12 protein-coding genes and 2 pseudogenes are annotated in these 24,319 nt (G+C 71.4%); 5 read left to right on the forward strand and 9 right to left on the reverse strand.

Translation table 11 applies throughout. The annotated features are described in order from the left end of the window. Window positions 1-2: 2 nt before the first annotated feature. The 7 genes from E6W39_RS10970 to E6W39_RS11000 all read right to left on the reverse strand — a co-directional run bounded on the left by E6W39_RS10970 (window position 3) and on the right by E6W39_RS11000 (window position 16,472). Window positions 3-491 carry a hypothetical protein gene (locus E6W39_RS10970; protein WP_141633377.1) on the reverse strand — a complete coding sequence of 163 codons (489 nt, stop codon included), beginning with the start codon at window positions 489-491 and terminating at the stop codon, window positions 3-5. Further along, window positions 488-4,594 carry a discoidin domain-containing protein gene (locus E6W39_RS10975; protein ID WP_141633378.1) on the reverse strand — a complete coding sequence of 1,369 codons (4,107 nt, stop codon included), beginning with the start codon at window positions 4,592-4,594 and terminating at the stop codon, window positions 488-490. The genes E6W39_RS10970 and E6W39_RS10975 overlap by 4 nt, the downstream gene beginning before the upstream one ends. Then, complete coding sequence (locus tag E6W39_RS10980) at window positions 4,591-6,864, reverse strand: hypothetical protein (RefSeq protein WP_141633379.1); 2,274 nt, start codon at window positions 6,862-6,864, stop codon at window positions 4,591-4,593. The genes E6W39_RS10975 and E6W39_RS10980 overlap by 4 nt, the downstream gene beginning before the upstream one ends. A 7-nt stretch (window positions 6,865-6,871) precedes the next feature. Beyond that, entirely contained in the window at window positions 6,872-11,161 is a 4,290-nt protein-coding gene (locus E6W39_RS10985) for a DUF6603 domain-containing protein (protein WP_141633380.1), read from the reverse strand. Between the two features lie 9 nt (window positions 11,162-11,170). After that, window positions 11,171-12,385 (reverse strand): ComEC/Rec2 family competence protein, encoded by a 1,215-nt coding sequence (locus E6W39_RS10990; protein ID WP_141633381.1) that lies wholly within the window; start codon window positions 12,383-12,385, stop codon window positions 11,171-11,173. Window positions 12,386-12,626: 241 nt separating this feature from the next. Further along, window positions 12,627-13,874, reverse strand: a complete 1,248-nt coding sequence (locus tag E6W39_RS10995; protein WP_141633382.1) for a S53 family peptidase — start codon at window positions 13,872-13,874, stop codon at window positions 12,627-12,629. Window positions 13,875-14,063: 189 nt separating this feature from the next. Then, the gene (locus E6W39_RS11000; RefSeq protein WP_228718085.1) at window positions 14,064-16,472 is read right to left on the reverse strand and encodes a ricin-type beta-trefoil lectin domain protein; all 2,409 of its coding nucleotides are present in this window, start codon (window positions 16,470-16,472) and stop codon (window positions 14,064-14,066) included. A 713-nt stretch (window positions 16,473-17,185) separates the two neighbouring features. On the opposite strand from E6W39_RS11000, the gene E6W39_RS11005 reads away from it, so the two are divergent. The 5 genes and pseudogenes from E6W39_RS11005 to E6W39_RS11015 all read left to right on the forward strand — a co-directional run bounded on the left by E6W39_RS11005 (window position 17,186) and on the right by E6W39_RS11015 (window position 20,962). Then, window positions 17,186-18,229, forward strand: a complete 1,044-nt coding sequence (locus E6W39_RS11005; protein WP_141633384.1) for a substrate-binding domain-containing protein — start codon at window positions 17,186-17,188, stop codon at window positions 18,227-18,229. 242 nt (window positions 18,230-18,471) lie between these two features. Further along, window positions 18,472-19,308, forward strand: a pseudogene (locus E6W39_RS42805) (ATP-binding cassette domain-containing protein); the annotation flags it as partial. 143 nt (window positions 19,309-19,451) lie between these two features. Next, window positions 19,452-19,583, forward strand: a pseudogene (locus E6W39_RS42810) (hypothetical protein); the annotation flags it as partial. A 3-nt stretch (window positions 19,584-19,586) separates the two neighbouring features. Beyond that, window positions 19,587-19,925 carry a hypothetical protein gene (locus E6W39_RS42815; protein WP_267286687.1) on the forward strand — a complete coding sequence of 113 codons (339 nt, stop codon included), beginning with the start codon at window positions 19,587-19,589 and terminating at the stop codon, window positions 19,923-19,925. Continuing rightward, window positions 19,922-20,962, forward strand: coding sequence for an ABC transporter permease (locus E6W39_RS11015; protein WP_141633385.1), 1,041 nt, complete (start codon window positions 19,922-19,924; stop codon window positions 20,960-20,962). The genes E6W39_RS42815 and E6W39_RS11015 overlap by 4 nt, the downstream gene beginning before the upstream one ends. 242 nt (window positions 20,963-21,204) lie before the next feature. Here E6W39_RS11015 and E6W39_RS41280 read toward each other — a convergent pair whose 3' ends face one another. Then, window positions 21,205-21,459 (reverse strand): helix-turn-helix domain-containing protein, encoded by a 255-nt coding sequence (locus E6W39_RS41280; RefSeq protein WP_228718640.1) that lies wholly within the window; start codon window positions 21,457-21,459, stop codon window positions 21,205-21,207. Window positions 21,460-22,606: 1,147 nt separating this feature from the next. Continuing rightward, entirely contained in the window at window positions 22,607-24,079 is a 1,473-nt protein-coding gene (locus E6W39_RS41285) for an ATP-binding protein (protein ID WP_228718086.1), read from the reverse strand. Window positions 24,080-24,319 lie beyond the last annotated feature (240 nt).

The raw sequence follows: 24,319 nt of genomic DNA on the forward strand, positions 1-24,319 counted from the left end.
TGTCAGTTGGCCAGGGGCATGACGGTGAGGGCGGCGGTGCCGGCGCGGCGCTGCGGGCTACTTTCACCGCGCGCGGTGTCCTCAGTGATGCGGCTCTGGGTGCCGAGTGGGGTGCTGATGTCGAGGGTGAGGGTGAGGGTCCAGGTGCCGTCGAAGCTGGCGGGTTCGGCGGGGCTGAGGGTGAGGGTGGTGACGGTCGGGTCGGTGGTGGTGGTTTCGACCAGCCATTGCCGACCTCGGCCGGGGCCGCGTTCGAGTTCCAGTCGGGTGCGGAGGATGACGGGCTCCCCGGTCCGCGCGGCTGCGCCGTGGGCTGTCGGGAGATCGACGGCGATCCGTCCGCACCGCACCGGCCAGGCGGTACGGCCCTCCGGGTCGTCCCCGATGGTGAGGCGGACGCGGTTGAGCGCCACCGCTCCCGGCTGTGCGGCCGTCGCCGGGGTGTGCTCCAGGCTGTACGGGAGGAGCAGGGCTGGATTGGGGCTGGTCACGACGCGGTTCCTTCCGGGGACTGGGTGGAGCGGGTCACTCCCGTTGCCGGCGGCTGGAGTTGGAGGTAGCCGGAACGGGCGACGGGCAGGGGCGCGTCGGGGTGGGAGAGCTGGTCGGCGTTGTAGATGAGGTGCTCGTCCCAGTCGGGCAGCGGCAATCCGCTCGCGGTGCCGTCCACCGGGATAGGTTCGGCCCAGGTCCAGTCGCCGTGCCAGGCCGCAGGGCGGGGCATCACGAGGGACTTGTCCGGCGGTTCGGCTTGCACGCTGAACTCGCGGATGACGAACGGCTCGGCGGCGGAGCTGGTGTGTCGCAGCCGCAGGAACCGCGCGGTGAGCGGCAGTTCGGGAGTGTGGTGGATCTCGGTCACCTGGGTGTAGCCGCCCAGGATGGTCCACTGCTCGCCGTCGGCGGAGGCCTCCAGCTCGGTGGCTGCGGGGGTGCCGCTGCCGTCCGGTCGGCCGAGGAGGATGTCGACGGCCTCCACCGCCCGTTCGGTGTGCAGGTCGAGGCTGACCCAGTCACCGGCCGCCGGCGGTTCGCTGCTCTCGTAGGAGGTGGTCGGGTCTCCGTCCGCCATCGCCCGAACGGGGTGGCCGGGTTGGGCCTTGACGGAGGCGGCCGCAACCGGGGGGCCGAAGCGGTCGGGGGCAAGCAGGGGGTTGAGGCGGAAGGAGGCGCGGATGCGGGCCAGGGCCCGGTGGGTGGTGTCCGCGTCCACGGAGACGTCGGCGACGGGGAGGATGTCGGTGGTGGCGTGGACGGCGGTGTGCGGGCAGGCGAGCAGGGTGAGGTGGTGGGTGGCGGGGCGGTCGGCGGGCCGGGCGGGCAGGGTGAGGTGGCCGCCCGCTTCGATCGGCGTCACGTAGGTGTTGGCCGGGCCGTTCGGGTCGACCGCGTGGAAACGGTGGTAGCGGGTGCGCTGGTCGTGGTCGTCGGCGGCGAAGTAGCCGATGAGGCCGTCGGAGAGCCGGTCGGGGTCGCCGAGGCGGACGGTCCAGCGGTAGTCGGGGTAGTTCCGGTAGTCGGGATGGTCACGCTGGTCGGGGTAGTCCTCGTCCGGCGGGACGAGCGCGCGCTTCCAGCTGGGGTCGGCCAGCGGCTCGCCCATCAGGTCCAGGTTGAGGCGGGTGCGGATGAGGGCGATGGGGCGGCCGATCAGCCGGGCCGGGGAGCGGTCCTCGTCGGGTGAGGGTTCGAGGATGTGGTCGAGTGCGGTGTCGATCGTCTTGGCCAGCGCCTCGAAGGCTTGCGGCTGGTGGCCGAGCAGGCCGCGGGCGAAGGCTGCGACATGCGGGTAGGCGGCGGCGAAGTCGTCGTCTTCCGGGTGGCGGTAGGGGGCGTGCGGGAGCGCGTTCCAGGCCGTTGTGCGGTTGTTCTGGACGTCGCGTACCACGCGCAGTTCGCCGAGCGGCTCCCCGTCGGGGCCGTAGACCAGCAGGGTCTGGTCGAGGTGGTTGGCCAGCAGCCAGCCGGCCACCGGTGCCTCGGCGCCCGGGAGTTGAGCCGCGTCAACGGCTTGGGTCGCCTCGGCGGGTGGCTGGTCGGCTCGCAGCGGCACGGCGTCCAGGCGTACCCGGGCCGGTTGGACGATCCGGGGCGGCAGCTGCACGAAGCGCTGCGGGCCGGGCGGGTCGGGGAACAGGTCACGGTCCGGTACGACGCTGTCGGCGCGGACCAGCGGGAACTGGATGGGCTGGGTGCCGACCGGCTGCACCAGCGAGCACACGCGCCCGAAGCGGTCGATGATGACCAGCTCGATGAAGTGGAACTGGCCTGCCCGCACGGGCTGGAAGCGCTGCTCGCCGTGGCCTTCCGCGCCGTCGGGGACGTGGTTGGTCTCGCCGGCCAGCGACAGGATCGAGTGGTCGGTGACGGCTTGGGCGGCGCCGTCCTGCTGGATGAGCCAGTCGTGGAAGCCGTCCAGGGCCTGGGAGAGGACGTCCATCGCCTCCAGTTCCTCGCGCATGGCGCGCAGTTGCCGGGCGAGCTGCGGCGACGCGTGCTCGGCGAGCCGCCGGGCCTGCTCACGCAGCACGTAGCGGGTGGACGGGGTGACGAAGGCCCGTCCACCGAACGCGGTCCAGCGCCGTCCGCCGTCACCGTCGCCAGCGGCCGCGTCCCTGCCCGTCCAGCGATAGCGGTAGCGGTCGGGTTCGGGGTCGCCGTCTTGGCCGAGGCCGAACTCCCAGTTGGGGGTGGCGTCCTGGCTCTGGTAGGGGGTGGCGCAGTGCTTGATCTCCCACTGGATGTAGAGCGGGAGCCAGGGCTGGCGCCACACCTGGCTGTATTCGGGCCACGGGCCCTGGGAGTTGGCGGCCGGGTCGGCCACGACGGTGTGCAGCGCGGTTCGACCGGGCTCGCCGCCAACCGCCGCGGTACGCACGGCCTGGTCGAGCAGGGCGAACTCGGCGACCACCGCCTTGACGACGCCCGGGACTTCGGGCGTGTTGGCGGGCAGCAGCGGGTTGGCCGGAACGTCCACCCAGCCGCTGTTGACCTTCACCCGGGTGAGCAGCGCGGAGGGCAGGCGGCAGGGCAGCGGGTCGTCATCGTCGCGGCCGAGCGGCTGCGAGGTGCCCGAGCCGGTCAGCGCGAGAACGGGGTCGGCGGGGCGGTGGTAGCTCTGCCGGGGCGTGCGCTTCAGCTCCAGTTCCTCGGGCAGCCCCTTGGTCGCGGCATAGCGGTCGATCGCGGTCTGGGTCTCTTCGGGCGTGAGGCCGTGCGGGACTTTGCCGCTGAGCCGCTCGACCTCGGCCTCGAGCTGCGTCACCTGCGTTCCGACGGCCTGGATCTGCCCGTCCCAGGCCGCCTCGTCGAAATCGAAGTCGAGGGGGCGGCGGTCTTCGGGCAGGTGGCGCAGCCACCACAGCGTCCACAGCCGCCACTGTGCGGCGGCGAGCTGGTGCCCGGCCTGGTCGTAGTCGTCCTGGTCGCGGTTGAGGTCCGCGATCCAGTCCGGCTGGTCGGGTGGCGGGGCCTGGGTGTCGGCCTGGTCGCTGGGCCGGTTGACGACCTGCCAGGTGGCGCCGCCGTCGTGGCCGCTGAACCAGGAGCGGCGGGTGATCTCGTCGAGGGAGTTCTGCCAGTCGGGGCCGTCGAGCTCGTCGGGGTTGCCATGGAACAGCGCGCGGACCTGGTCGGCGAGGTCGGTGCCGCCGGTCTGGTGGTCGGCGAGGGCGGCGACGGCGTCGGCGGTGCTGTGCCCGATCGCGACCTTGACGTCCTGGGTTTTGGGGCGGTCCGAGTCCGGGTGTCCGCCCTCGCGGTTCCACGGGATGCCGAGGGCGGTGCCGACGTACCGCGTGCGGGTGATCGTGTTCGGCATGCCGTCGGGGGCGGCCCAGCCCAGGGCCCGCAGCACGTCGGCCGGGCTGTTGGGGTCGGCGTCGGGGGGCAGCAGGCCCTCGATGTCGCGTGCGGTGCTGAGGATGTCGGCGTCGTCCCGGCTGTACCAGCCGATGACGCAGTAGCTGACGGTGCATGGCGGCGGGTAGTTGTCGTTGGCCTTGAGGTCGGCGAGGGTGTCGTGGAAGAGGAAGACGTTCTCGTGGTACGGGGCGAACGCCGCGAAGGCGGGCAGTCCGCTGCCGATGGCGGTGAGGAACAGCGGCCGGGCGGCCGGCTCCCGCCAGGGGCCGTCGCTCAGCGGGTGGACGCGGCCGATGTAGTCGGCGCGAGGCGCTTCCTTGCGGGAGGCCGGGTCGACGAACGGGGTGAACGCCGACTCGACGGGCCCGCCGTCGGCCTTCTCCAGGTAGTCGCTGTGGATCACGAACCCGGCGGCCTTCAGCTCACCGCGCACCTGGGCGTAGCGCACCACGAGCCAGCGGTTGGGCACCAGCGGGAAGGTGCTGACGCCGGTGGCGGAGTCGATCGCCCCGGTGGTCAGGGCTTCGGGCAGCTGCCACTGCACATGGATGCCCTCGCCGGGGTTGCCATCGGAGTACTGGATGGGCGGCTCGGCGTTGCTGCGGAAGTCCTCGGAGAACGTCCACGGGTAGCGCGGGCTCCAGCGGCGGAAGTCGTCGTACGCGGCCACATCGCGGGTGGCCAGCAGCGCGTGGACCTCGACGGGGACGATCAGGTCGGTGTCGGTCATCGGGCGCTCTCCTGGTCGGGCGCGGGGTCGAGGGTCAGGCGTTGCTTTACGGAGGCGTTGACGAGTTGCAGGGCGAACTCGCCGGGTGCGAGGTCACTGAGGGTGGGGTCGAGGGCCCTGGCGAGCGCGGGCACCAGGCCCCGGTCGCCGCGCAGGGCGAGCACGTCGGGCGCGCCGCCCCCGTTGGGCAGCCGCAGGTGGCGGGTGAGCAGGCCGCCCTCCGGGGCGTAGTCGCGGTACAGCGGCCATCCGAGGTTGTCGCCGGGCCGGTGGTCGCGCAGGTTGATGACGCTGTTGTCGCCTGCGGCGTCGTTGCTGTCGATGCCGAAGTGGATGCCCTGGCCGGGCTCGCGGATGACGATCTCGTCGGGCAGGGCGTCCAGGAGCAGCAGCAGCGTATCGGGGGCGAGGTGGTCGCGGCGCAGTTCGGTGACGTGCGCTCCGCCGGCAGTGGTGAGGATGTCGAACACCGGCCAGGCTTCGACGAGTTCGGAGCGGATCAGCAGCCCGGCCCGGCCGGTTTCCCCGGTGCGGATGCGGGTGCGGCGGCTGTCGATGGCGGCGGTGAGCGCCGTGTCGACGAGTGCGTCCAGCGAGGTGTGGACGCCGACGTCGCGGGCCCCGGCGAGCAGGGCCTCGATCCAGTTCTCGTCGATGCGGAACAGCCGGATCGATTCCGGGGGGAGCATCGCGGGGTGCGGCACCAGGTAGTTGAACGGCACCCGGCGGAGCAGCGTCAGTTCGTCCAGCCAGGCCGGCAGGGTGCGGGTGTGCCGCTCGGCGGTGGCCTGCAGGGCCGCTGCCTTGGGTCCGGCCGCGAGGACGGCGCGGGCGCTCTGCTGGGTGAGGCGGGTACGGCGGCTGCGGCGGGCCGATGCCGGAGCGTTGTCGTGCGGGGCGAGGGGGCGGGCGAGCGCGTCGAGCAGAGTCGAGGCGAAGCCGGGAGCGGCCAACTCCCGCAGGGTCCGCCCGTCCAGGTCGGCGGGGTCGGCGGCAGCGAGCGCCGGGCCGGCGGTGGCCAGGGCCATCATCGTCGCTGCGGTGTTGGCCAGTTCGCGCCGCGCGCGGGTCATCTCCTCGCTGTACTCGGGGTCGCTCAGTGCCAGCGTGCGGCCGAGCGTCCAGGCGGCGGCGTAGGAGACGTCGAACAGGCCGTGCTCCGGCTCGTAGATCAGCGCGTGGTCGGCCGTGGTCCTCGGGGTGTCGCGGGCGAAGTCGCGGGTCTCGGCGGCGATCACGGGGACGAACGGGCCGCGGTACCAGCCGTAGGTGGTCTCCCCGGAGAGCAGCCGGTACGGCAGCGGGGTGTAGCCCAGGTGCAGGCGGCGGCGGGCGTACTGCTCGGCGTCCGCGGTGGAGCGGGCCGCCACGCTCCCGCTCGGGCGCAGCCGCAGCGCCAGGTTCTCCCGGTCGTCGCGGGCGGGTGCGACGAGGTTGCTCAGCAGGGCTGCGGCGTCGCGGGTGCCGGCCGGGTCGCTGGTGAACGTCCAGGAGTGCAGCACGGACAGCCGCACGGACCTTACGCTGCCGCCCAGTTGGCCGGGGTCGAGCTTGCCGTTGAAGCCCTCCAGGGAGACCAGGTGCGCGGTGTAGGTGCCGGGCTGTCGCGGGAAGCGGTTGGCGGCCAGGACGGCGTACTGGCCCTCGGTCAGGACCTCGCCGTCGTCGAGGAGTTGTGGTCGGGTGGAAACGTCGCGGACGTGGGCGAGGTAGTTCAGTTCCTCCTCGCGCGGCACCAGCGCCGTGAACAGCCCGGCCGGGACGTCGATGCTCTGGCAGCGGCTGGCCTCGATGCCCGGGGTGATGCCCTCATCGCTGAGGTCGGGCCCGAGGATGCCGTCGCCGGGGCGGCGCAGTTCGGCAATGGTGCGGGTGGTGGTCTGACCCAATCCCTCGGGGTCGTCGGGCAGTTCACCTGCTTGGAACACCATCAGCGCCAGCCACGGGGCTTGCCCGGGCACCGCGCGGGCTTTCAGCACCCGTTCCCAGGGCAGGATGGAGCGGTCCAGGGTGATGTGCGGGAGGGTGCGGCTGAAGTCGCCGACGGCGCCCTCGGCCGGGTAGTGGGCGTGCACGGACGAGGGGTCCAGGACGAACCGGACCGCGCGGATCTCGAACTGCTGCGTGGTGGCGGGAATGGCCGGGTTCACGTCGACCCGGGTGCCGTCCTTGGTCAGGTGGTGCTCCGCCGTGAGCGTGTAGACGCCGGCGGTGGCAAGCGGGCGACGGTAGTCGTGGAAGGCGACGCGGAGGTCTTCGGTGCCGCTCAACGTCGGTTCACCTCTCGGCTGTAGTGGTCATGGGCGCGTTGGTGAACACGGTCTTCGCGAGGTCCGCGTAGCGGGTCAGCGGATCGTCGGTGCCGGGGGCCAGACCGAGGCCGGCCAGGGCGGCGTGCACCGCTGCACGGCTGTCGGCGGTGGTCTGCGCGGCGATACCGCTGTCCCGGTCGACGATGGTGCCGATGCTGCCGTCGTCCGGGACGGACGGCGCCCCCTCCGGCTGCGAGCCCAGCAGCGGGATCGGCGCGTCCGGCAGCCCGTCGGCCTCCAGCGCCTCGGCGTCGACCCAGCCGACCGCAGGGGCCAGTTCGGGCTTGGGGATCTCGAAGGTGATGCCGGCCAGGCAGCCGCTGAGCAGTCCGTCGCCGTCCAGCACGTCGCTGGGCTTGCCCAGCGGCGCACCCCACATCGCCTTGGGCATGTCCTGCCGGTAGACGGCGACGTCCCATCCGGTGGGGGTGTAGACGCTGTCGAACTTCTTCAGGGTGACGCGGTGTTCGGAGACCACGCCCTGCCCCTTCGGCCCCATCGGCCGGATGTCGATGGTGTCGTCCTCGGCTTCGGCGAAGGGCTGGCCGTTGAGGAGGATGCGGCTGGCGGGGACGGCGGCCTCGGTGCGGACGGCGAATCCGTCCATGGAGACCAGCAGGGGCTCCCCCGCGTCGGACCGGGCGGCGGTCTCCTCGGGGTCGACGTCGACGAGCAGCCCGGACAGCGGGGCGATGGAGAGCGGGGCGGGCAGCTGGACGCTGAACTCCCCCCAGTCGATCGCCGGTACGCCGTCCCGGCCGGTGCCGAACTCGACGGTGAAGCTGATGAACCAGACCTTGATCTTGGCCCGGCCACCGATCGGCGGCCCCCACAGGTCCAGCGACACCCCGACCGACAGGGAGACCCGCACCCGGATGAACAGCACCTTGACGGTGGCCGCGACCCCGATGCTCAGGCCCATCGACAGGTCGAAGTAGAACGGCTTCCACTGCACCAGCGCGTCCAGCCAGGCGGTGAACCACGCCTGCAGCTTGATGCCGTGCCCCTTGTCGTAGTTCGCGGACAGCTCGCCGCCGGCCATGAACGCGCCGTCGGTGAGCGCCGCGTACACCTGCCCGCGGATCGCCACCGGGCCCACCGCCCACCGCCAGCCCACGCGCGGCGGGTTGGGGTAGTACGCGGGCCGCTTGAACCTCTTGTGGTAGCCGCCCAGGGTGAACACGAAGCCCTTGCCGCCGCCTTGCGCGGTGCGGTCCTGGCCCCAGATGTAGAGGGACAGGCCACCGGTGAGCTCGGCCGCCGGGTCGATGACGTACGAGCCGGGCGCGATGACCGCGTCCATCGAGAACAGGCCCTGGTCGTGGTGGTATCCGATGGCCAGGTCGATGACCAGCCGGGCGATCGGCCTCTTGGCGACCTTGCTGCGCGGCAGGTCGATGGTGGTGCGGCCGATCAGCAGCACCTTCCAGGACTGGCCGCCCTCCACGAGCAGCAGCGCGCGGGAGTGGATGAACTCGAACGAGCTGAACTCGATCCCGCCCGCGCCCCAGTACTGGCCCTCGCGCGGAGTGATCCAGCCCTCCGGTCCGGCGAGCTTCTCCAGCACCTTCTCCGGGGTGTCACCACTGCCACTGCCATCCAGCCGGTTCACCAGCGGGAACCCGCCGACCTCGTCGATCCTCGGGGTGCGGACCGTGCTGTTGACGCCGAAGCCGAGCGAGATGGCGATCACCCGGAACGGGGGCGGGCCGAACAGCCCGCGATCGCCACCGGAGATCTCGCCGAACAGGAACATCGACGACCAGCCGTCCACGGCCTTGGCGTACGACCCGGCGGCATACAGGGCGAAGAACCCGGTCTCGATCGAGGCGAGCCCGATGAACTGCTCCTTCAGCCCCGGGGCGACCTCCGAACCGGTCCGGCGCTCCACCATGCCGGTGATCTTCAGCGGCGGCTTGTCCAGCTGCACGCCCGCCCCGCGCAACCGGGGCGAGACGCTCAACTCCCCGTCGATTCCCAGCCCGAGACCCATCAGGACCAGCCGGACCGGACCCACCGACAGGACGGCGTCCAGCGCGACGAAGAGCTCACCGTCTGCCGACAGTCCGACGCCGATCCGCGAGATCCGCAGCGCCCCGAACGTCAGGTCGAGGTTGCGTGACCAGCTGTCGTCCGCAGCCGCGCGCACGGCCAGCGGGCCCCGGGAGGCGGCCACGAGCGTGCCGCCCGCGCCGGTGGTGATCGGCAGGACCAGCGGGTCCTGCGGCACCCCGCCGATGCTCAGCTCGACCTGGACGGCGATGCCGGGCCCGGCCGTCGCATCGGTGGCGAAGCGCGGCAGCCGGCGCTCCGCGGCGGAATCGACCTGGTTCAACGCGTCGTTGAGCTCGGCCGCCTGCGCCGCCGTCCAGCCGGTCGGCGCCGACGTGAAGGCGATGGCCTCCAGGACCAGGTCCTCACCCGGCGGGATCGCCTCGCCGACCAGCGGCAGATCGGATGCCCGCGCCCCCAGGCGGACCCGCGCCGCCGCAGCAGTCAGGCGAGGGCTGCCGGAACCTGCGCCGGGACGGCTGGAGAACACCCACCCCGTGCGCTCGGTGGCCCCCGTCAGCAGCACCTGACCGCTCGTCTTGTCGTAGCGCACCGACAGCGCCTGCAGCTCCGGGCGCAGGATCTCGGGAAGTCCGGGCAGATCGAGGCCCAGCGCCCCGGCCAGCTCGTCGGCCGAGATGCCCGGCGTGCCGGTCCAGGTGCCGGTGAACGCCCGGCCGCCCGCGCCCGAGGCGTACTGCACGGTGAAGTCCAGGACCCGGATGTCGCCGTCGGCCAGCGGAACGGCGAGCCGCAGCAGCCCGGCGACTCCCGTCTCCCCCGTGCTCCGGTCGGCGGTGACGGTGAGCTGGAGGGCCGCGTCCAGGTCACCGAACTGCACGGTGGCGGCGCAGTCGAAGGCGAAGCGACCGCTGCTGTCGAAGGCCACGGCGAGCTGCTCGATGACGAGATCGTCGAGCACCTCCGGCGGGGTGATGCCGAGCGCGGCCATCACCCGGGCGGGTTGGAGGTTCTCCGCGCGGGCGACGAAGGCCCAACCCGTCCCCTGCTCCCAGGTGCCGGTGACGTCGAGCGTGCCGTCCGCGAGCTGCCAGGCCGCGGTCAGGGACGCCGCGGTAGCGCCGTAGTCCGAGACGGTGAGCACGATTCCGGTCAGCTCGACGCCCTCGGCGAACTGCCAGAGGTTCGCCAGGGTGAGGTCGATCCCGTAACCACGCCTGTCGCCCGCGGCCAGCTCTCCCCAGAGCGCGAGTTCGGTGATCTCCAGGTCCCGCGGCACCGGAACGCCGGGGAAGCGCTGCTGGAGCAGCGCGCCGACCGGGGCCGGGCGGGCGAGGATCCCACTGAGCGAGCGGTCCGGGAGCGCGACGCCCACGTCCACGGCGACTTCGTCGGCGAGGGTGACCCGCCCGCCCAGCACGATCGCCGGGTGCGGACTGCCGAGCGGGTCGGCGATGGTGAACTCCGCGTGCAGCCCGTCGAGTTCGATTCCTGGCAGCGGCGTCCAGGGCTCGTCGAGGTCCACTCGCAGCCACAGTGCGAGCCAGTCGGCGCTCACCCCGCGGGTCGACTGGGCCGGGGCGAAGGTGATTCCGAGGGCTGTCAGCGCCAGCCGGGCGAGGCCGACGATGTCGGGAGGCAGATTCAGAAAGCCAGCCGGCAGGCCCGCGAAGACCAGCAGGCTGTCCAGGTCGGGGATCGGCACCTCGGCGAAGTTCGAGCCGACCTGCCATGCCTGCCCGGGCCACAGTGGAGGATAGCCCCACACATACGGCCTGGGGGTGGCCTCGGCCGTGGGGAACAGCACCTCGGCGCCGAAGCCGACGCGCGGGCGCGAGCCGGTGTCCCCACCGGGCTCGATCCCGAAGACCAGATGCAGCGGGCCCAGCCGCAGCCGCTCCAGCGCGCCGGGGATCTCGCGCAACCCCTCGGGCAGGCCAGGGCCGTCCTGGAGCAGGACGACATCGACGCAGAGGCCGACCACGTACCGCTGGTCATCGTCCGTCAGGAACAGCACGCTGCCCGGTGCGGCCGCCTGCCCGACGAGGGTCACGGTGCCCGCGACGTGCAGCGCGTCGACATCGACGGTCACCTCGCGCACATCCAGCAGGGCGTTCGCCAGGTACTGCTTGAACAACTCCAGGGTGGGCTCCAACTCCAGGAAGTCTGGGGCGATCTGGAGCTGGGAGAGGCTCTGCGCCTCGCGCAGAACCGTGCGCAGGGTCGAGACCAGCAAGGGCATGACCGGCTCCTACTCGTACCAGATGTCGTAGCTTCCCGGGGCGGCGTGGTCGAGCCGCAGGTGCCAGTCGACGCCCCGCCAACCGGCGGTGTCCGGCTCCACCGCGAGCGAGCTGAAGACGCCGTCAGTCGTCGGCGCGTAGACGAAAGGCCAGGGCGGAGCATCCGTGTTGTCCTGGAAGCCGAAGCCCCAGGTCAACCCCGCACGCACCGTGGGGACGGGGATGGCGTGCGTGGCGCGGATTCGTTCCCACTTGGCCAGGACCCGGCCCGCCAGGTTCTCGGCGTCGCACGTCGCCACCCCGCCGCCGAACGCGTTCAGCCCGGTACTGATGAAGAGCCCGTCCGGGGTCGTGTGCTCGAGCCACTCGTCGCTGGTGGAGTGCTTGCTCCCGTGATGCCCGAGCTTCAGCCACAGGTGGCTCTCACGGCTGCACATGGGCCCCGCGAGGCCCATCAGGTACTGCTCGTTGATCGACTCGGCGTCCGCCATCAGCAGCACCTTCTGGCGCTTGCCGAACGCATCCGGCTCGCCCGTCAACACTGTCACCAGGCTGCACTGGTTGGCGATCCGCTCCTTCTCGCCCGCCGCGAACTTCCTGACATCGTCGGGTCGTTGCTGTGCGCCGCGCGAGTGGATGGTCGGCCCGACGACGCCGCCGAGCAGGTGGAGGTCCGCTCCCGGTCCCGTACCCAACAGCGGCAGGGGGTCGGAAGGCATCGTCATCAGCTTCGGCTCGTTGACCACCTGCTGCCCGGACACACCGGTGAAGGTGGTCCAGTCGGTGAACAGCCGCGTCATGAAGTCGCCGCCGCCCTCGCGGTAGTCATCGGGCCTGAGCGAGTAGGCGACATTGCGGATCGTGTACTTCAGCCGGGCCGGGTCCCGACCGTCGACCAGGACATCCTGCAGGAGGTTGAAATGGTCCTGGTCCGGGTGCGTCACCACCAGCCAGTCCAGCGTGTACGGATCGCGCAGGCGGCTCAGATAGTGGTCGAGCCTCCCGCGCAGGTGCGCGATCACGCGCTGCTTGGCGTCACCGGTCACCACCGCCGCCGGGCGCCAGGGCGGGACGGCGCCGGTCGTACCGCAGTCCACCAGGATCGCGTGCGTGCCAATTGCTGGATTCGCCCGGTCATAGAACCACAAGAGCGTGCAGTCACCTTGCCCGACGTTGAAGAAGACCACTTCGACTGGCATGCCACCTCCGTCGACCAGGCCCAAGTCAGCAATTCCGCGACTCAGCGTGACCTGATCCTGACACATCGCACCCGAGCGGCCGGAGGAGTTCCGGACTCATGGCCAGTTCCGTGCCCACTTGGCCCAATGTCGCCGTAACGCATGGGAGTCCTGGGACGGAGCGCTCCCGCCGAGGGTGCCGATGTCTTCGAAGACCTCCGTCGAACGGCACGGATCGGCCCCCGACGCCCCTGGAAAGGCGGTCGGGGGCCGGCGTGGCACGGCGTCAGCCGGTGAAGGCCGCCAGGCCGTTGGGGGTGCCGAGGCCGGTCGGGCCGTCGTAACCAGGGCCGGCGGTGCACAGGTACGACGGGGTGCAGCCGGCGTTGGCGCCGGTGGTGACGTCGAAGAGCGAGCCGCTGTGGGCATAGGCGTCCGCGACCGGGTAGCCGGCCGTGTGGGTACCGGCGTCCGCGTAGACGCCCGCGATCAGCGGGGCGGAGACGCTGGTGCCGCCATAGGTCGTCCAGCCGCTTCCGCCGTAGGTCTGGTAGACGGCGACGCCGGTGGCCGGGTCGGCGACCGCGGAGACGTCGGCGATGGTGCGCTTGCCACAGCCGGTGTCCTTCTGCCAGCTGGGCTTGGCATCGTAGACCGAGCAGCCGGAGCCGGTGCCCTCGTAGATGCTGGTGGACCACGCCGACTCGGTCCAACCGCGTGCGTTGGAGGCCCTGTTGAGGGAGGTGCCGCCGACCGCGGTGACGTACTTCGAGGCTGCCGGGTACTGCGTGACGTAGCCCGCGTCGCCGGAGGAGGCCGTGATGGCGACGCCCGGGTGGTTGAAGTACGTGCTGTCATAGGTGGAGTCGGCGGAGGTCTCGTCGGCGCCGTAGCTGTTGGAGACGACCTTGGCGCCGAGCTTGACCGCCTCGTTGACCGAGGTGCCCAGATCGGCGATGGTCGCGTCGGTCGCCTCGACCAGGACGATGTGCGCGTTGGGCGCGATGGCGGAGACCATGTCGAGGTCGAGCGATATCTCGCCGGACCAGCCCGTGTTGTTCGCCGGGAGGTTGGTGGTGCTGCCGGTCTGGCCGACCTTCGTGAAGCAGCCGTTGGCGGTGGTGCAGGCAGGCAGGCCGTACTGGGCGCGGTAGAAGGCCAGGTCGGACTCGGCGTTGGGATCGTTGTACGCGTCCACGATGGCGACGGTCTGGCCGGCTCCGCCGTTGGCCGGGAGCTTGTAGGCGCTCAGCAGGTCGGCCGGGCCGTAGCCGGACGGCGTGGCGTTCGGGGTGACCCCGAGCGGGCTTATGTGCTGGACGGTGCTGGTGACCCGCAGTGCGTCGCAGGTCGCCTGCCCCGGCAGCGGGGTGGCGCAGGAGCGCACGAAGGAGGTGCCGTCGTGACGAGGGGTCAGGGGCTGCGTCCCAGCACCGGCGGGAGCCGCGGTGGCGAACGCGGAGAGCACCAGCGAGGCCGAACCGGCCAGCACGGCGGCGATCCGGCGGGACGTGGGGGTGAGGGTGACGTGCAAGGACTGCCTCCTGTTGTCGGACGAACCGAGGGACGGGCATGGGGGAACCGGCCATGCGGACCGGATCGGTGAACCGCGTGGCCGGTTCCGCTCACCTGCCGGCGGAAGTCGGCAGTGCGTCGGGGTGGGTGCGCCGGCTCGGGGAAGTGCCGGTTCCGGTCACCATGCCGACCGTGGGGTGGGTGGGGCTCAGGGCAGCTTCCACTGCTGGTTGGTGCCGCCGTTGCAGTCCCAGATTTCCAGCCGGGTGCCGTTGGTGCTGGCGGCGGCCGGGTCGTCGAGGCAGCGGCCGGACTGGGTGCCCTTCAGGGTGCCGTCGGCCTGCGGGGTCCACTGCTGGTTGGCACCGCCGTTGCAGTCCCACAGCTCGACCTGGGAACCGTTGACGGTGGCTGCGCCGGTGACGTCGAGGCACTTGCCGTCGTGGGTGAGGGTGCCGTTGGACCAGGTCCACACCTGCGAGTTGCCGCCGTTGCAGTCCCACAGCTGAACCGCGGTGCCGTTGACGGCGGAGTCGCCGTTGTCGTCGACGCACTTGCCGGGCAGGCCGGAGGTGATCGGGCCGGTGTGGTTGCTGGGCGTGCCCGGGGTGAGGGCGAAGTTGTCGAACTGGTCGGTCTGGTAGCCGGTCAGGCCGAGGCCGGCCTGGCCGTTGGTGAAGCTGCCGTCGGTGGCGCTGCCCACGGTGACGCCGTCGATGGTGGCGGTGAGGGTGGTGTTCTGCATGGACAGGCTGACGGCGTGCCAGTGGCCGGTGCCCAGCGGGGCGCTGGTGGTGCCGCTGGCCAGGGTGGCGAACTTCCAGCTGGTGTCGCTCTTGACGATCGACCAGGCACCGGTGTCGCTGACCCGCAGGTGGTAGGCGTTCAGGCCGTTGTTGTTGCGGCCCTGCTGGTTGACCCGGCCGAGCAGCTCGATGGTGCTGGACTGCTCGAACATGGTGTCGGCGCTGACGGTGTAGTTGGACCAGCTGCCGTCGCCCATGATGGTGTACGGGGCGCCATAGGGCTCGTCGGTCCAGCGGATCGGCGTGGTCGGGGCCATCTGGCGCAGGCACGAGCCACTCCGGCCGCCGCCGCAGTGGACGGTCTGGAAGGCGCCGTTCATGTCCGTGAAGTACTTCGGCGAGGTGGTGGTGGCCGGCGTCTCGAAGTCGTCCGCGTACGGCAGTTGGAGCGGGGCGGAGGCCGGTGCGGTGGCGGTGCCCTTGCCCTGGCCGCTGGTGGTGGACACGGTGTACACGTAACCCGACTGCAGGGCGAGCGTGTAGCTGCCGTTGACCGGGGTGAGGTCCTGCTGGTGGACGAACCAGTCGGCCGGGTTGGTGGAGTTGAGGTTGGTGGCCCAGAGGTGCACCTTGCCGGTGGACAGGCCGCCGGTGACGCTGAACTTCGCGGTCTGGGGAGCGGTGGCGTCCATCGTCTCGATGACGGTGCTGTAGTCGCGGTTGTTCGGCGACTTGAGGGTGACGTAGCTGCCGTTGGCGCGGTCGCCGCCGAGGTAGCCGTCGGCGGAGTCGATGTACTTCCAGCCCGGCTGGGTGAACTGGGTGGTGTGCGCGGTGACCCAGGTGGTCTTGCCGATGCTGTAGTTGCCGGACCACGGCTGGTTGGCGATCGACATGCCGTCGGTGGAGAAGAACAGGTTGGGGTAGAGCGCCGCGATGACCGGCCAGTTGATGAACGAGGTCATCTTGCCGTCGATGTAGTCGCGGTTGATCGCGCGCGCCACCGAGGCGGCGCCGTCGTTGGCGTCCTCCGAGCCGTTCTCGCTCGCCCACAGCGGCTTGCCGAGCGACTGGGCGTTGGCGGTGCTAGGGCAGCTGCTGAAGGAACCGAGGTAGCCGCAGGGGTAGTGGACACCGACGATGTCGACGGCGTTCTTGAACGCGGGATCGGCGGCCATGTCGTCGGCCACCGACCAGTCGGAGTCGGCGGCGACCACCTTGGTGGCACCGTAACCGCGCGACACCAGAGTCGACTTGAGGTTCTCGTACCAGCCCTTGTCGTAACCGCGCTCGTTCCAGCCCCCGAGGTAGCTGATGCCCAGGTTGTGCTTGCCGGCGCAACCCATCCAGTCCATCAGGTAGTCGATGGTGTCCTGGGACCAGAAGTTGCCGCCGCTGCCCGTGTTGCCGATCCAGCCGGGGGCGCCCCAGGCCAGGCCGTAGAACTTGATGTTCGGGTTGCGGGCCTTGGCCTGTGCGGCCAGCCACCACTCGTAGCCCTGGTTGCAGTCGACGGTGCCCTTGGTGTGCTCGATGCTGGGCTCGGCGCCGTCGGTGGAGTTGGTGTCACCACCGATCTCCAGCTTCAGCACCTGGAGGTCGGCGCCGTAGCCCGGCTTGAACAGGTAGTCGAGCAGCTGGCTGCGCTGCGGCTCCGGATAGTCCACCAGCAGGCGGGAGTTGCCGCCGCCACCGGAGATCGCGCCGACACCGTCGAAGGTGAGTCCCGGCTTGGTGCCGTCCACGGTGATGGGAGTGGAGGAGGCGGCCGGTGTGGGGGCGGATGCGGCTGGAGCGACGGCCATGGCAGGGGTGGCGGCCTGTCCGGCGACGAGTGCGCCGGACAGGAGGAGCGAGGCAGCGACGGCCACCCTTCTGAGAGTGCGTCCGGGACTGGACGGGACACGGAGGGATCCGCGCATGGGGGATGCCTTTCGTACGACGCCGGAAGCGGCATACCGCACACCGCTTCCGGACGGTGGGGTGGGGAGATCGCAGTCGACCAGAAGCAAACAGATACGACCAGCACCGCACAGTAGGGCGGCGGAGAGTTGGCGGTCAATGGTCCTGCCGCAGACTCCACTCAAGATCCGGGTACGCAGTCTTTTCGCCGGACCGGGTCAGTCCGTCCGGACCTGCGGATCGAATGCTGCGGTGACCGCCCTCGGGCGGATGCGCTTTGGGGGTGCGGATTCTCCGGGTGCACCCGGTTCGCGGCCTTCCGGCCACTCGGATGCCGCTGTGGGCCGGCCATTGCACCTCATGGCCTCGGTGATCCACTGCCGGCCGCGGAGCAGCGGAACCCTCCGTATCCTCATAGGCTCCGTATACGCAATCAATGGGCCCGGAATTCCTGAGTAGTGCTTTCCATGAGTATTTTCGAGCTTCCCGCCCTGGCGGCTCGTGAATCCGCTGGTCAAGGCATCGGTAACAATGGGATATCAGCCATGGGCGAATGTTTTCAGCTTCTTGACGGGCGAGTGAATAGACCGTTTTCCTTTGATCACAGCGTTTGAAAGTGATGGGACGTGATCGGTTCTGTTGCATCCGGTCCGGTCTCACTCGTCCACCCTGGAGTCGCCCCATGTCCCCCGTCCATGCCCGCCTGTTCCCCGCCGCCGTGCTGGGTCTGGCCACCGTCCTCAGCCTCACTGCCTGTTCCACCGGCCAGACCTCCGGTGGCGCGGACACCAAGGCCGCGCCCGTCAGCGGGAAGGTCTCCGTGACCTACCTGCAGAAGCAGGGCGACCAGCAGTACTTCGTCGACGAGGCGGCCGGTGCCAAGGCGAAGGCCGCGGAGCTGGGCGTCGACCTGAAGGTGGTCGACCTGGGTACCGACGCGAACAAGACGGTCAGCGAGGTGCAGTCGGCGATCGCTCAGAAGAGCAACGGCCTGATCGTGGTGGTGCCGGACCCGGCGGTCGGCCCGCAGGTGGTGCAGATGGCCCGGGACGCGAAGACGGCGCTGCTGACCTCGGACGACCAGGTGTGCGCCACCGGCCCGGCGCCGTCGAAGTGCGCGAAGGGTGACCTGGTGCCGCGGATCGGCTTCTCCGGTCAGCAGATGGGCCAGCAGGTCGGTCAGCGTGCGGCCCAGGAGTTCCAGAAGGCCGGCTGGAACCCGGCCGACACCCGGATCATCTCGGCCTGGCAGCAGGACGTGACGGTCTGCGGTGACCGCGTGAACGCCGCCAAGGACGCCTTCAAGCAGGCCGTGCAGGGCGTGCAGAACATCGATGTCGCCACCGACAACACCCCGACCGGCGCACAGGACAAGGTGGCGGCGACGATCACCGCGAACCCGGGCGTGAAGCACTGGGTGGTCTGGGGCTGCAACGACGAGAATGTGCAGGGTGCGGTGACCGCGCTGCAGAACGCCTCAGTCACCCCGGACAACATCGACGGCGTCGGCCTGGGCGCCTACCTGGCCTGCAAGGACTGGCAGTCGGGCAAGCCGTCGGGCATGAAGGCGGCGCTGTTCATCAACGGCAAGGACGTCGGCGCACTGTCGGTGCAGACCATGTTCGACAAGCTCAAGAACGGCAAGGACTTCCCGCAGGAGGCCTTCGCCCCCACCAAGATGGTCGATGCCACCAACTGGCAGTCCTCCGGCGTGAGCTGCAGCTGACCGGCACTCGGACCGGGCCGGTGCGGCGCATCCCCTGCAGCCGCCGCACCGGCCCCCGCCCCTGACCCCGCCGCACTCCACATGTCAGTGAGACCTTGATGCCCGCACCCGAATCCTCGCCACGCACGCCCTTGGGCGTCTCGCCCGGTCTGGCGGCCGAAGGCGTCTCCAAGCGCTTCGGCACCGTCCAGGCCCTGGAGGACGTCACCGTCAGCTTCCCGCCCGGTCAGGTCACCGCCCTGATGGGCGAGAACGGCGCCGGCAAGTCCACCCTGCTGCGCATCCTGACCGGTGACCACCGCCCCACCGACGGGCGCGTCCTGTTGGACGGCAAGCCGGTCGACCTGCACTCCCCGCAGGACGCCCGCTGCGCCGGCATCCGGATCATCCCGCAGGAGCCGGAGATCATCCCGCACGTCTCGGTCGCCGAGAACGTCTACGCGGGCTCCCTGCCCCGCGCGGCCGGACGCCGCCTGGACCGCGCCGAACTGCGCCGTCGCATCAACGCCGACCTGGAGCGCCTCGGCTTCGCCAAGGTCCTCGACCCCGGCCTGCTCGGCTCCCAGCTCACCGCCGCACAGCGGCAGTTGGTGGAGATCCTGCGCGCCCTGACCGGCGCGGTCCCGCCGCAGGCGATCGCCTTCGACGAGCCGACCTCCTCGCTGTCGGAGTTCGAGGTCGAGGCGCTCTTCGCGCTGATCGGACGGCTGCGCGACGAGGGCATCGCCGTCATCTACGTCTCGCACCGGATGAAGGAGATCTTCCAACTCGCCGACCGGATCGCCGTCCTGCGCGACGGTCGGGTCGCCGGTGTGGTGGAGGCCGCGGACACGAGCGAGAGCGACCTGGTGCGGCTCATGGTCGGGCGCGACCTGTCCACCCTGTTCGTCCGCCAGCAGGTGGCCACCGACCGCGTCGTGCTGGACGTCAAGAACCTCACCACCGACGATGTGCGCGACATCAGCCTCCAGGTGAGGGCGGGCGAAGTCGTCGCACTCGCGGGCCTGATCGGTGCCGGACGCTCCGAATTCGCCCTTGCCCTGGCCGGCGACGCTCAGGTCCACTCCGGCAGCGTCGAACTGGGCGGCAGGGCCCTGCGCCTGAAGAACCCCCGCGCCGCGATCACCGCCGGCATCGGCCTGGCCCCGAGGAGCGCAAGGCCCAGGCACTCTTCCTGCACCGGACGATCCGGGACAACACCTCGCTGGTCAGCCTCGGCCGACTGCGGCGCTGGCGCTTCGTCAGGCACCAGCAGGAGAAGGCCCTCGCCCAGCAGTACGCCGACCGGCTGCGGGTGCGTGCCCCTTCCATCGAGGCCGAGGTCCGCACCCTGTCCGGCGGCAACCAGCAGAAGGTCGTGCTCGCCCGCTGGCTCGCCCGCAAACCCGACCTGCTGATCCTGGACGAGCCCACCCGCGGCGTCGACATCGGCGCCAAGGCCGAGATCTACCAGATCATCGCCGACCTCGCCCGCGAGGGCACGGCCGTCCTGGTCATCTCCTCCGAACTGCCCGAGGTCCTCGGCCTGGCCGACCGCATCGTCGTGATGCAGAACGGCCACACCACCGGCGAACTGACCCGTGCCGAAGCCTCGGAGGAGGCGATCCTCGCCCTCGCCATGGCCGACGACCTGGCCACGACCGACGGCCCTGCCGACCGCACCACCGCCAACGCCCCTACCGGAGACCCTCGATGACGACCACCACCGCCCCCAGCGCCCAGCTGCCGGAGGCCGAGCCCGAGGCCGGTCGCCGCAGCGGCGCCCGCGCCATGCTCGCCGCCGTCGGCGGCCAGAACCTCAGCCTGATCGGCGCCCTCGCCATCGTCGTCATCCTCTTCGGGTCACTGAACGACAACTTCCTGAGCTGGGACAACATCCAGGTCATCGCCGAGGCCGCGACCATCTCCGGCCTGCTCGCCGTGGTCCAGACCGTCGTCATCATCTGCGGCGGCCTCGACATCTCCGTCGGCTCCCAGGCCGGCCTCGCCTCCGTGGTCAGCGCCATGGTCTTCACCTCCACCGGCGCCAACCCCTACCTCGGCATCGGCGCGGCCGTCGCCATCGGTGCCGGCATCGGCCTGTTCAACGGCGTGATCGTCATCTACGGCCGGGTCAACCCCACCATCGCCACCCTGGCCGGACTCGCCGCCTACAAGGGCGTCGCCCAGCTGGTCTCGGGCGGTCGCGCCCAGGGCTACGTGCTGAACGACCCGATCTTCATCTTCCTCAGCCGCGGCAAGATCGCCGGCCTGCCCACCATGGTCTGGCTGCTCATCCTCACCGCCGTCGCCGTCCACCTCCTGCTCACCTACACCGACATCGGCCGCAACGTCTACGCGATCGGCGGCAACGACACCGCCGCCCGCCTGGCCGGCATCAACCTCAACAAGTACCTCGTCTCCGCCTACGCCCTGTCCGGCATGGTCGCCGCCCTCGCCGGCATCCTGCTCACCGCCCGCACCGGTTCCGGCCAGCCCGTCTCCGGCAGCGAAGGCCTCGAACTCCAGTCCATCACCGCCGCCGCCCTGGGTGGTTGCGCCCTCAAGGGCGGTAAGGGGACCATCGGCGGCACCCTGCTTGCCGTCGCCCTCCTCGGTGCCCTCCAGAACGGCCTCACCGTCCAGGGCATCAACGCCTTCTGGCAGAACGTCGCCCAGGGCGCCCTGCTGGTCGCCGCCGTCGTCATCCAGCAGCGCCGCAACGGCGAACGCGCGGTCGGCCTGCCCGCCTGACCCCTGCGGCGTGATCACCGGACCCACCGGAGCCCTGCCCCACTCACCCCCTCCATGAGCAGGGCCGTCCCGGTGCCGGGCGCCCACGGCGGGTCGAACTCGCCCGATGACTCCCGGTGTCGGGTGGTTGAGGGGCCACCCGGAACCGGGCACCACCGCGGTGGCGCGCCTGCGTCCGTCCGCCGCGGTTCCGCAGCGACCGCCGTCCGTCCCCGGGCGGCGGTCACTGCGTGGCGGACGGCTCATCCGCAGTCCGGGCCCGCCGAGTAGACCGCCGCCACCCGCTTCCGGCCGGTGCCGAGCTTCTTCAGCACCTTGGCGACGTGGTTCTCGACCGTCCGCGGCGACAGGGACAGGGCCTCGGCGATCCGCTGGTTGGTGGCTCCGGCGGTGAGGAGTCCGGCGACCTGGTGCTCACGCGGCGAGAGGCTGCTGCCGTACCCCGGCGGCCGGGACCGCGGCGGATGAGACCGAGGTCGCGCAGGACCCGCTCGCAGCGCGCGGCGTCGGCGGTGGCCCCGAGTTCCGTGAAGAGCGCCAGGGCTCCCCTGAGGGGTTCGACCGCCGTCCCGGGGTCGGTTCGACGCCGTGCTTCGCTCTCCCGCTCGAGGGCGCGGGCGGCCTCATGGGGGCGGCCGATCTCCCGCCACCTGCGCGCCGCCCCGGCGAGGTGCCCGGCGGCGGAACCGGGGTCGGCCTCCTGAAGCAGCAAGCCGCGGACGACTTCCAGGTCGGCGGTGGCCGCCGGGGCGTCGCGCCCGCGGAGGCCGCGCTCGATCTCGGCGCTCAACTGCTCGGCGGCCCCGCGCCGGTCGCAGGCCAGCGCCGCCTCGACCGCGGCCGACAGCAGGCTGGCCGCCCGTGGCCACGCGGCGGCGCGCCGCACGGTACCCACGGCCTTCTCCGCCACCGCCCAGGCACGGGGGCCGTCGCCCGCGGCGAGGTGGAGAGAGCTCAGGCCGGCGGCGGCCCGCAGCTCGAAGCCCACCAGCAGTTGGTCGGCACCGGTCGCGAAGGCTTCGCTGAACAGTTCCAGCGCCGCGGCGCGCTGTCCCCGGACGGCAGCGAGAGTGCCGACCAGGATGGCCCGCTCGGCGCGAAGGCCGGCCGCGGTCGGGTACTCGTCGATGAGGGAGTCGAGGCGTCCTTGGAGTCCGTCCCAGCGGCCGGCGAGGGCGTCCTGCCGCAGCATGACGGCGCGGGACAGGAAGACGGCGATGGGGCTTGCGCCATCATCTGTACGGAGCTGCTGGGCCTCGGTCGCCAGTGACGCGGCCCGCCGGTCGTGGCCCAGGTAGGTGGCGGTGTCGGCGACGTTGAGCAGGGTGCGTGCGGTCTGCCCCAGCAGCTCGCGGTCTTCGGTGTGGCGTGGCAGTCGTTCGATCAGCTCCCAGACCGCCGGGTCGCCCTGGCACGTCATCAAGGTGAGGCGGGTGGCGAGCACGGTGGCCCGCAGCACCCCGCTGCCGCTCCCGCGGACGGTGTCCTCGGCACGCTGCAGCCAGGCATGCGTGTACTCGGGCCCCTCGGCCTCCTTGAGGGCCAGGGCGACCATCGCTCGGACGGCGAGCTCGGGGCGGCGGGCTGCCAGCTCCGCGGCCGCCTGCTCGACCTCCTCGAACGCGGCGCGGACGGCGTTCTCGTTCAGCAGACCGATGCCGAGGCGGAGCCGGATCTCGCCGCGCGTCTCCTGCGGCAGCCGACGGTCGTCGAGGAGTCGGCGCAGCAGCCCGGCATGGGTTCGGAAGTCGAGGCTGGTGGCGGCGACCCCGGCCAGTGCCAGGGCCGCCCGGGAACGCGCCTCGCCCTCCAGTTCGGGCCGGTCGAGCAGCTGGTGCAGCAGCGTCGCGGCCGTGCCGCCGTCGCGGACGGCGATCGCCTGGTACGCGGCCTCCTGCGCCCGCACCAGCCAGCCGGCCAGGTCGCCGACGGCGAGGGTGTGGTGCGCGATCTGCACCAGCGGGACCGGATTGCGGGCCTGGAGCACCTCGATCGCGCGCCGGTGCAGCCGGAGTCGGGCGGGGCGGGGACGTGCTGGTAAGCGACCTGCTGGGCGAGCGCGTGCCGGAACGTGTACGTACCCTGGTCCGCCTCGCGCAGCACCGACGCCCGGAGCAGTTCGATCAGCGCATCGGCGCCCTGCTCCGCGTCCGGACCGGCGAGGGCGGTCAGCAGTTCCTCGGGCGCGGGGACCGCGAGCACCGCGGCCGCCTCCGCGATCGACGCGGCGGCGGGCGACAGTCCGGTGAGTCGCTCGGTGACCGCCTCGCGCAGCCCGCGCGGCACGTCGGCCACCCGCAGCCGCTCCACCGCCTCGGTGCAGCCGTGGGTACTGCCGTGCTCGGCGAGGGTGATCAGATCCTCCTCGGCGACCAGCGGCAGGCCCTCGCTCCGGCGGTGGAGGGTGGCACCGAGGGCGGGAGTGGCGTGGGGGCCGAGGGCGGCGGCAGCCAGCTCCTGGACTTCGGACTTCCGCAGCGGGTTGAGCTGGATGACGGAGCCGCCGGTGCCGGGCGGGCGACTGTAGGCGGCACCGAGCACGGCAGTCCCCTGCGGCAGCTCGTCTGCCCGGTGGGTGAGCACCAGGCTGAGCCGCGGTGGCAGGTCGCGCGCGAGCAGCAGGAGCAGATCACGGGTGGCCTCGTCCGTCCAGTGCAGGTCCTCGACGACCAGAACGGTCGGCCCGAGCGCGGTCAGGAACGACCGGACGGCCTGGAGCAGTTGGAAGCGCCGACTGGTGGGGTCGGCCGACGAAGGAGGCGGCGGGAGCCGGTCGGCCAGATCGGGCAGCAGGGGAGCCAGGGCGCCGGCGCTGGGCGGGAAGGCCGGGGCATTCGCCAGGTCGGCCCTGCACAGCGCGTCCGCCACCGGCCCGTACGGGAGCGGCTCGCGCAGCGGGTGGCAGAAGCCGGTCAGCACCTGGTACCGCTCGGCGCGCAGCGTGGCGGAGGCCTCACGGACCAGGCGGGACTTGCCGATCCCGGGCTCGCCCTCGACCAGCACGACCGCGGGCGGGTTCCGCACCGCGGCCAGCAGCCGCTCGAGCTCACGCTGCCGACCCACCAGCGGGAACCGCTCACTGCGGCCCGCCGCCTCGCCGTCGAGGTCCCGAATCACGTGATCACCATGCCGCGTCACCCTAGAGCGCGACGTCGAGCGGCGACAACGCGGCCCCAGTACCGTCCGACAGATGATCACTGGGCTGTTTCGCGGAGCCGCTAGCAAAACGGCAAGGAGGTCTCACGCCGCACATTGGGATCGAAAGACATCCAGTACAACAGCCACTGAAGAAAGGGCGACCATGCATCGCCGGCCACCTCTGGGGACCAGTCTGGGAGCACGTGGGGACCAGAAATC

This window comes from Kitasatospora acidiphila, from assembly GCF_006636205.1.
GTDB lineage: Bacteria > Actinomycetota > Actinomycetes > Streptomycetales > Streptomycetaceae > Kitasatospora > Kitasatospora acidiphila.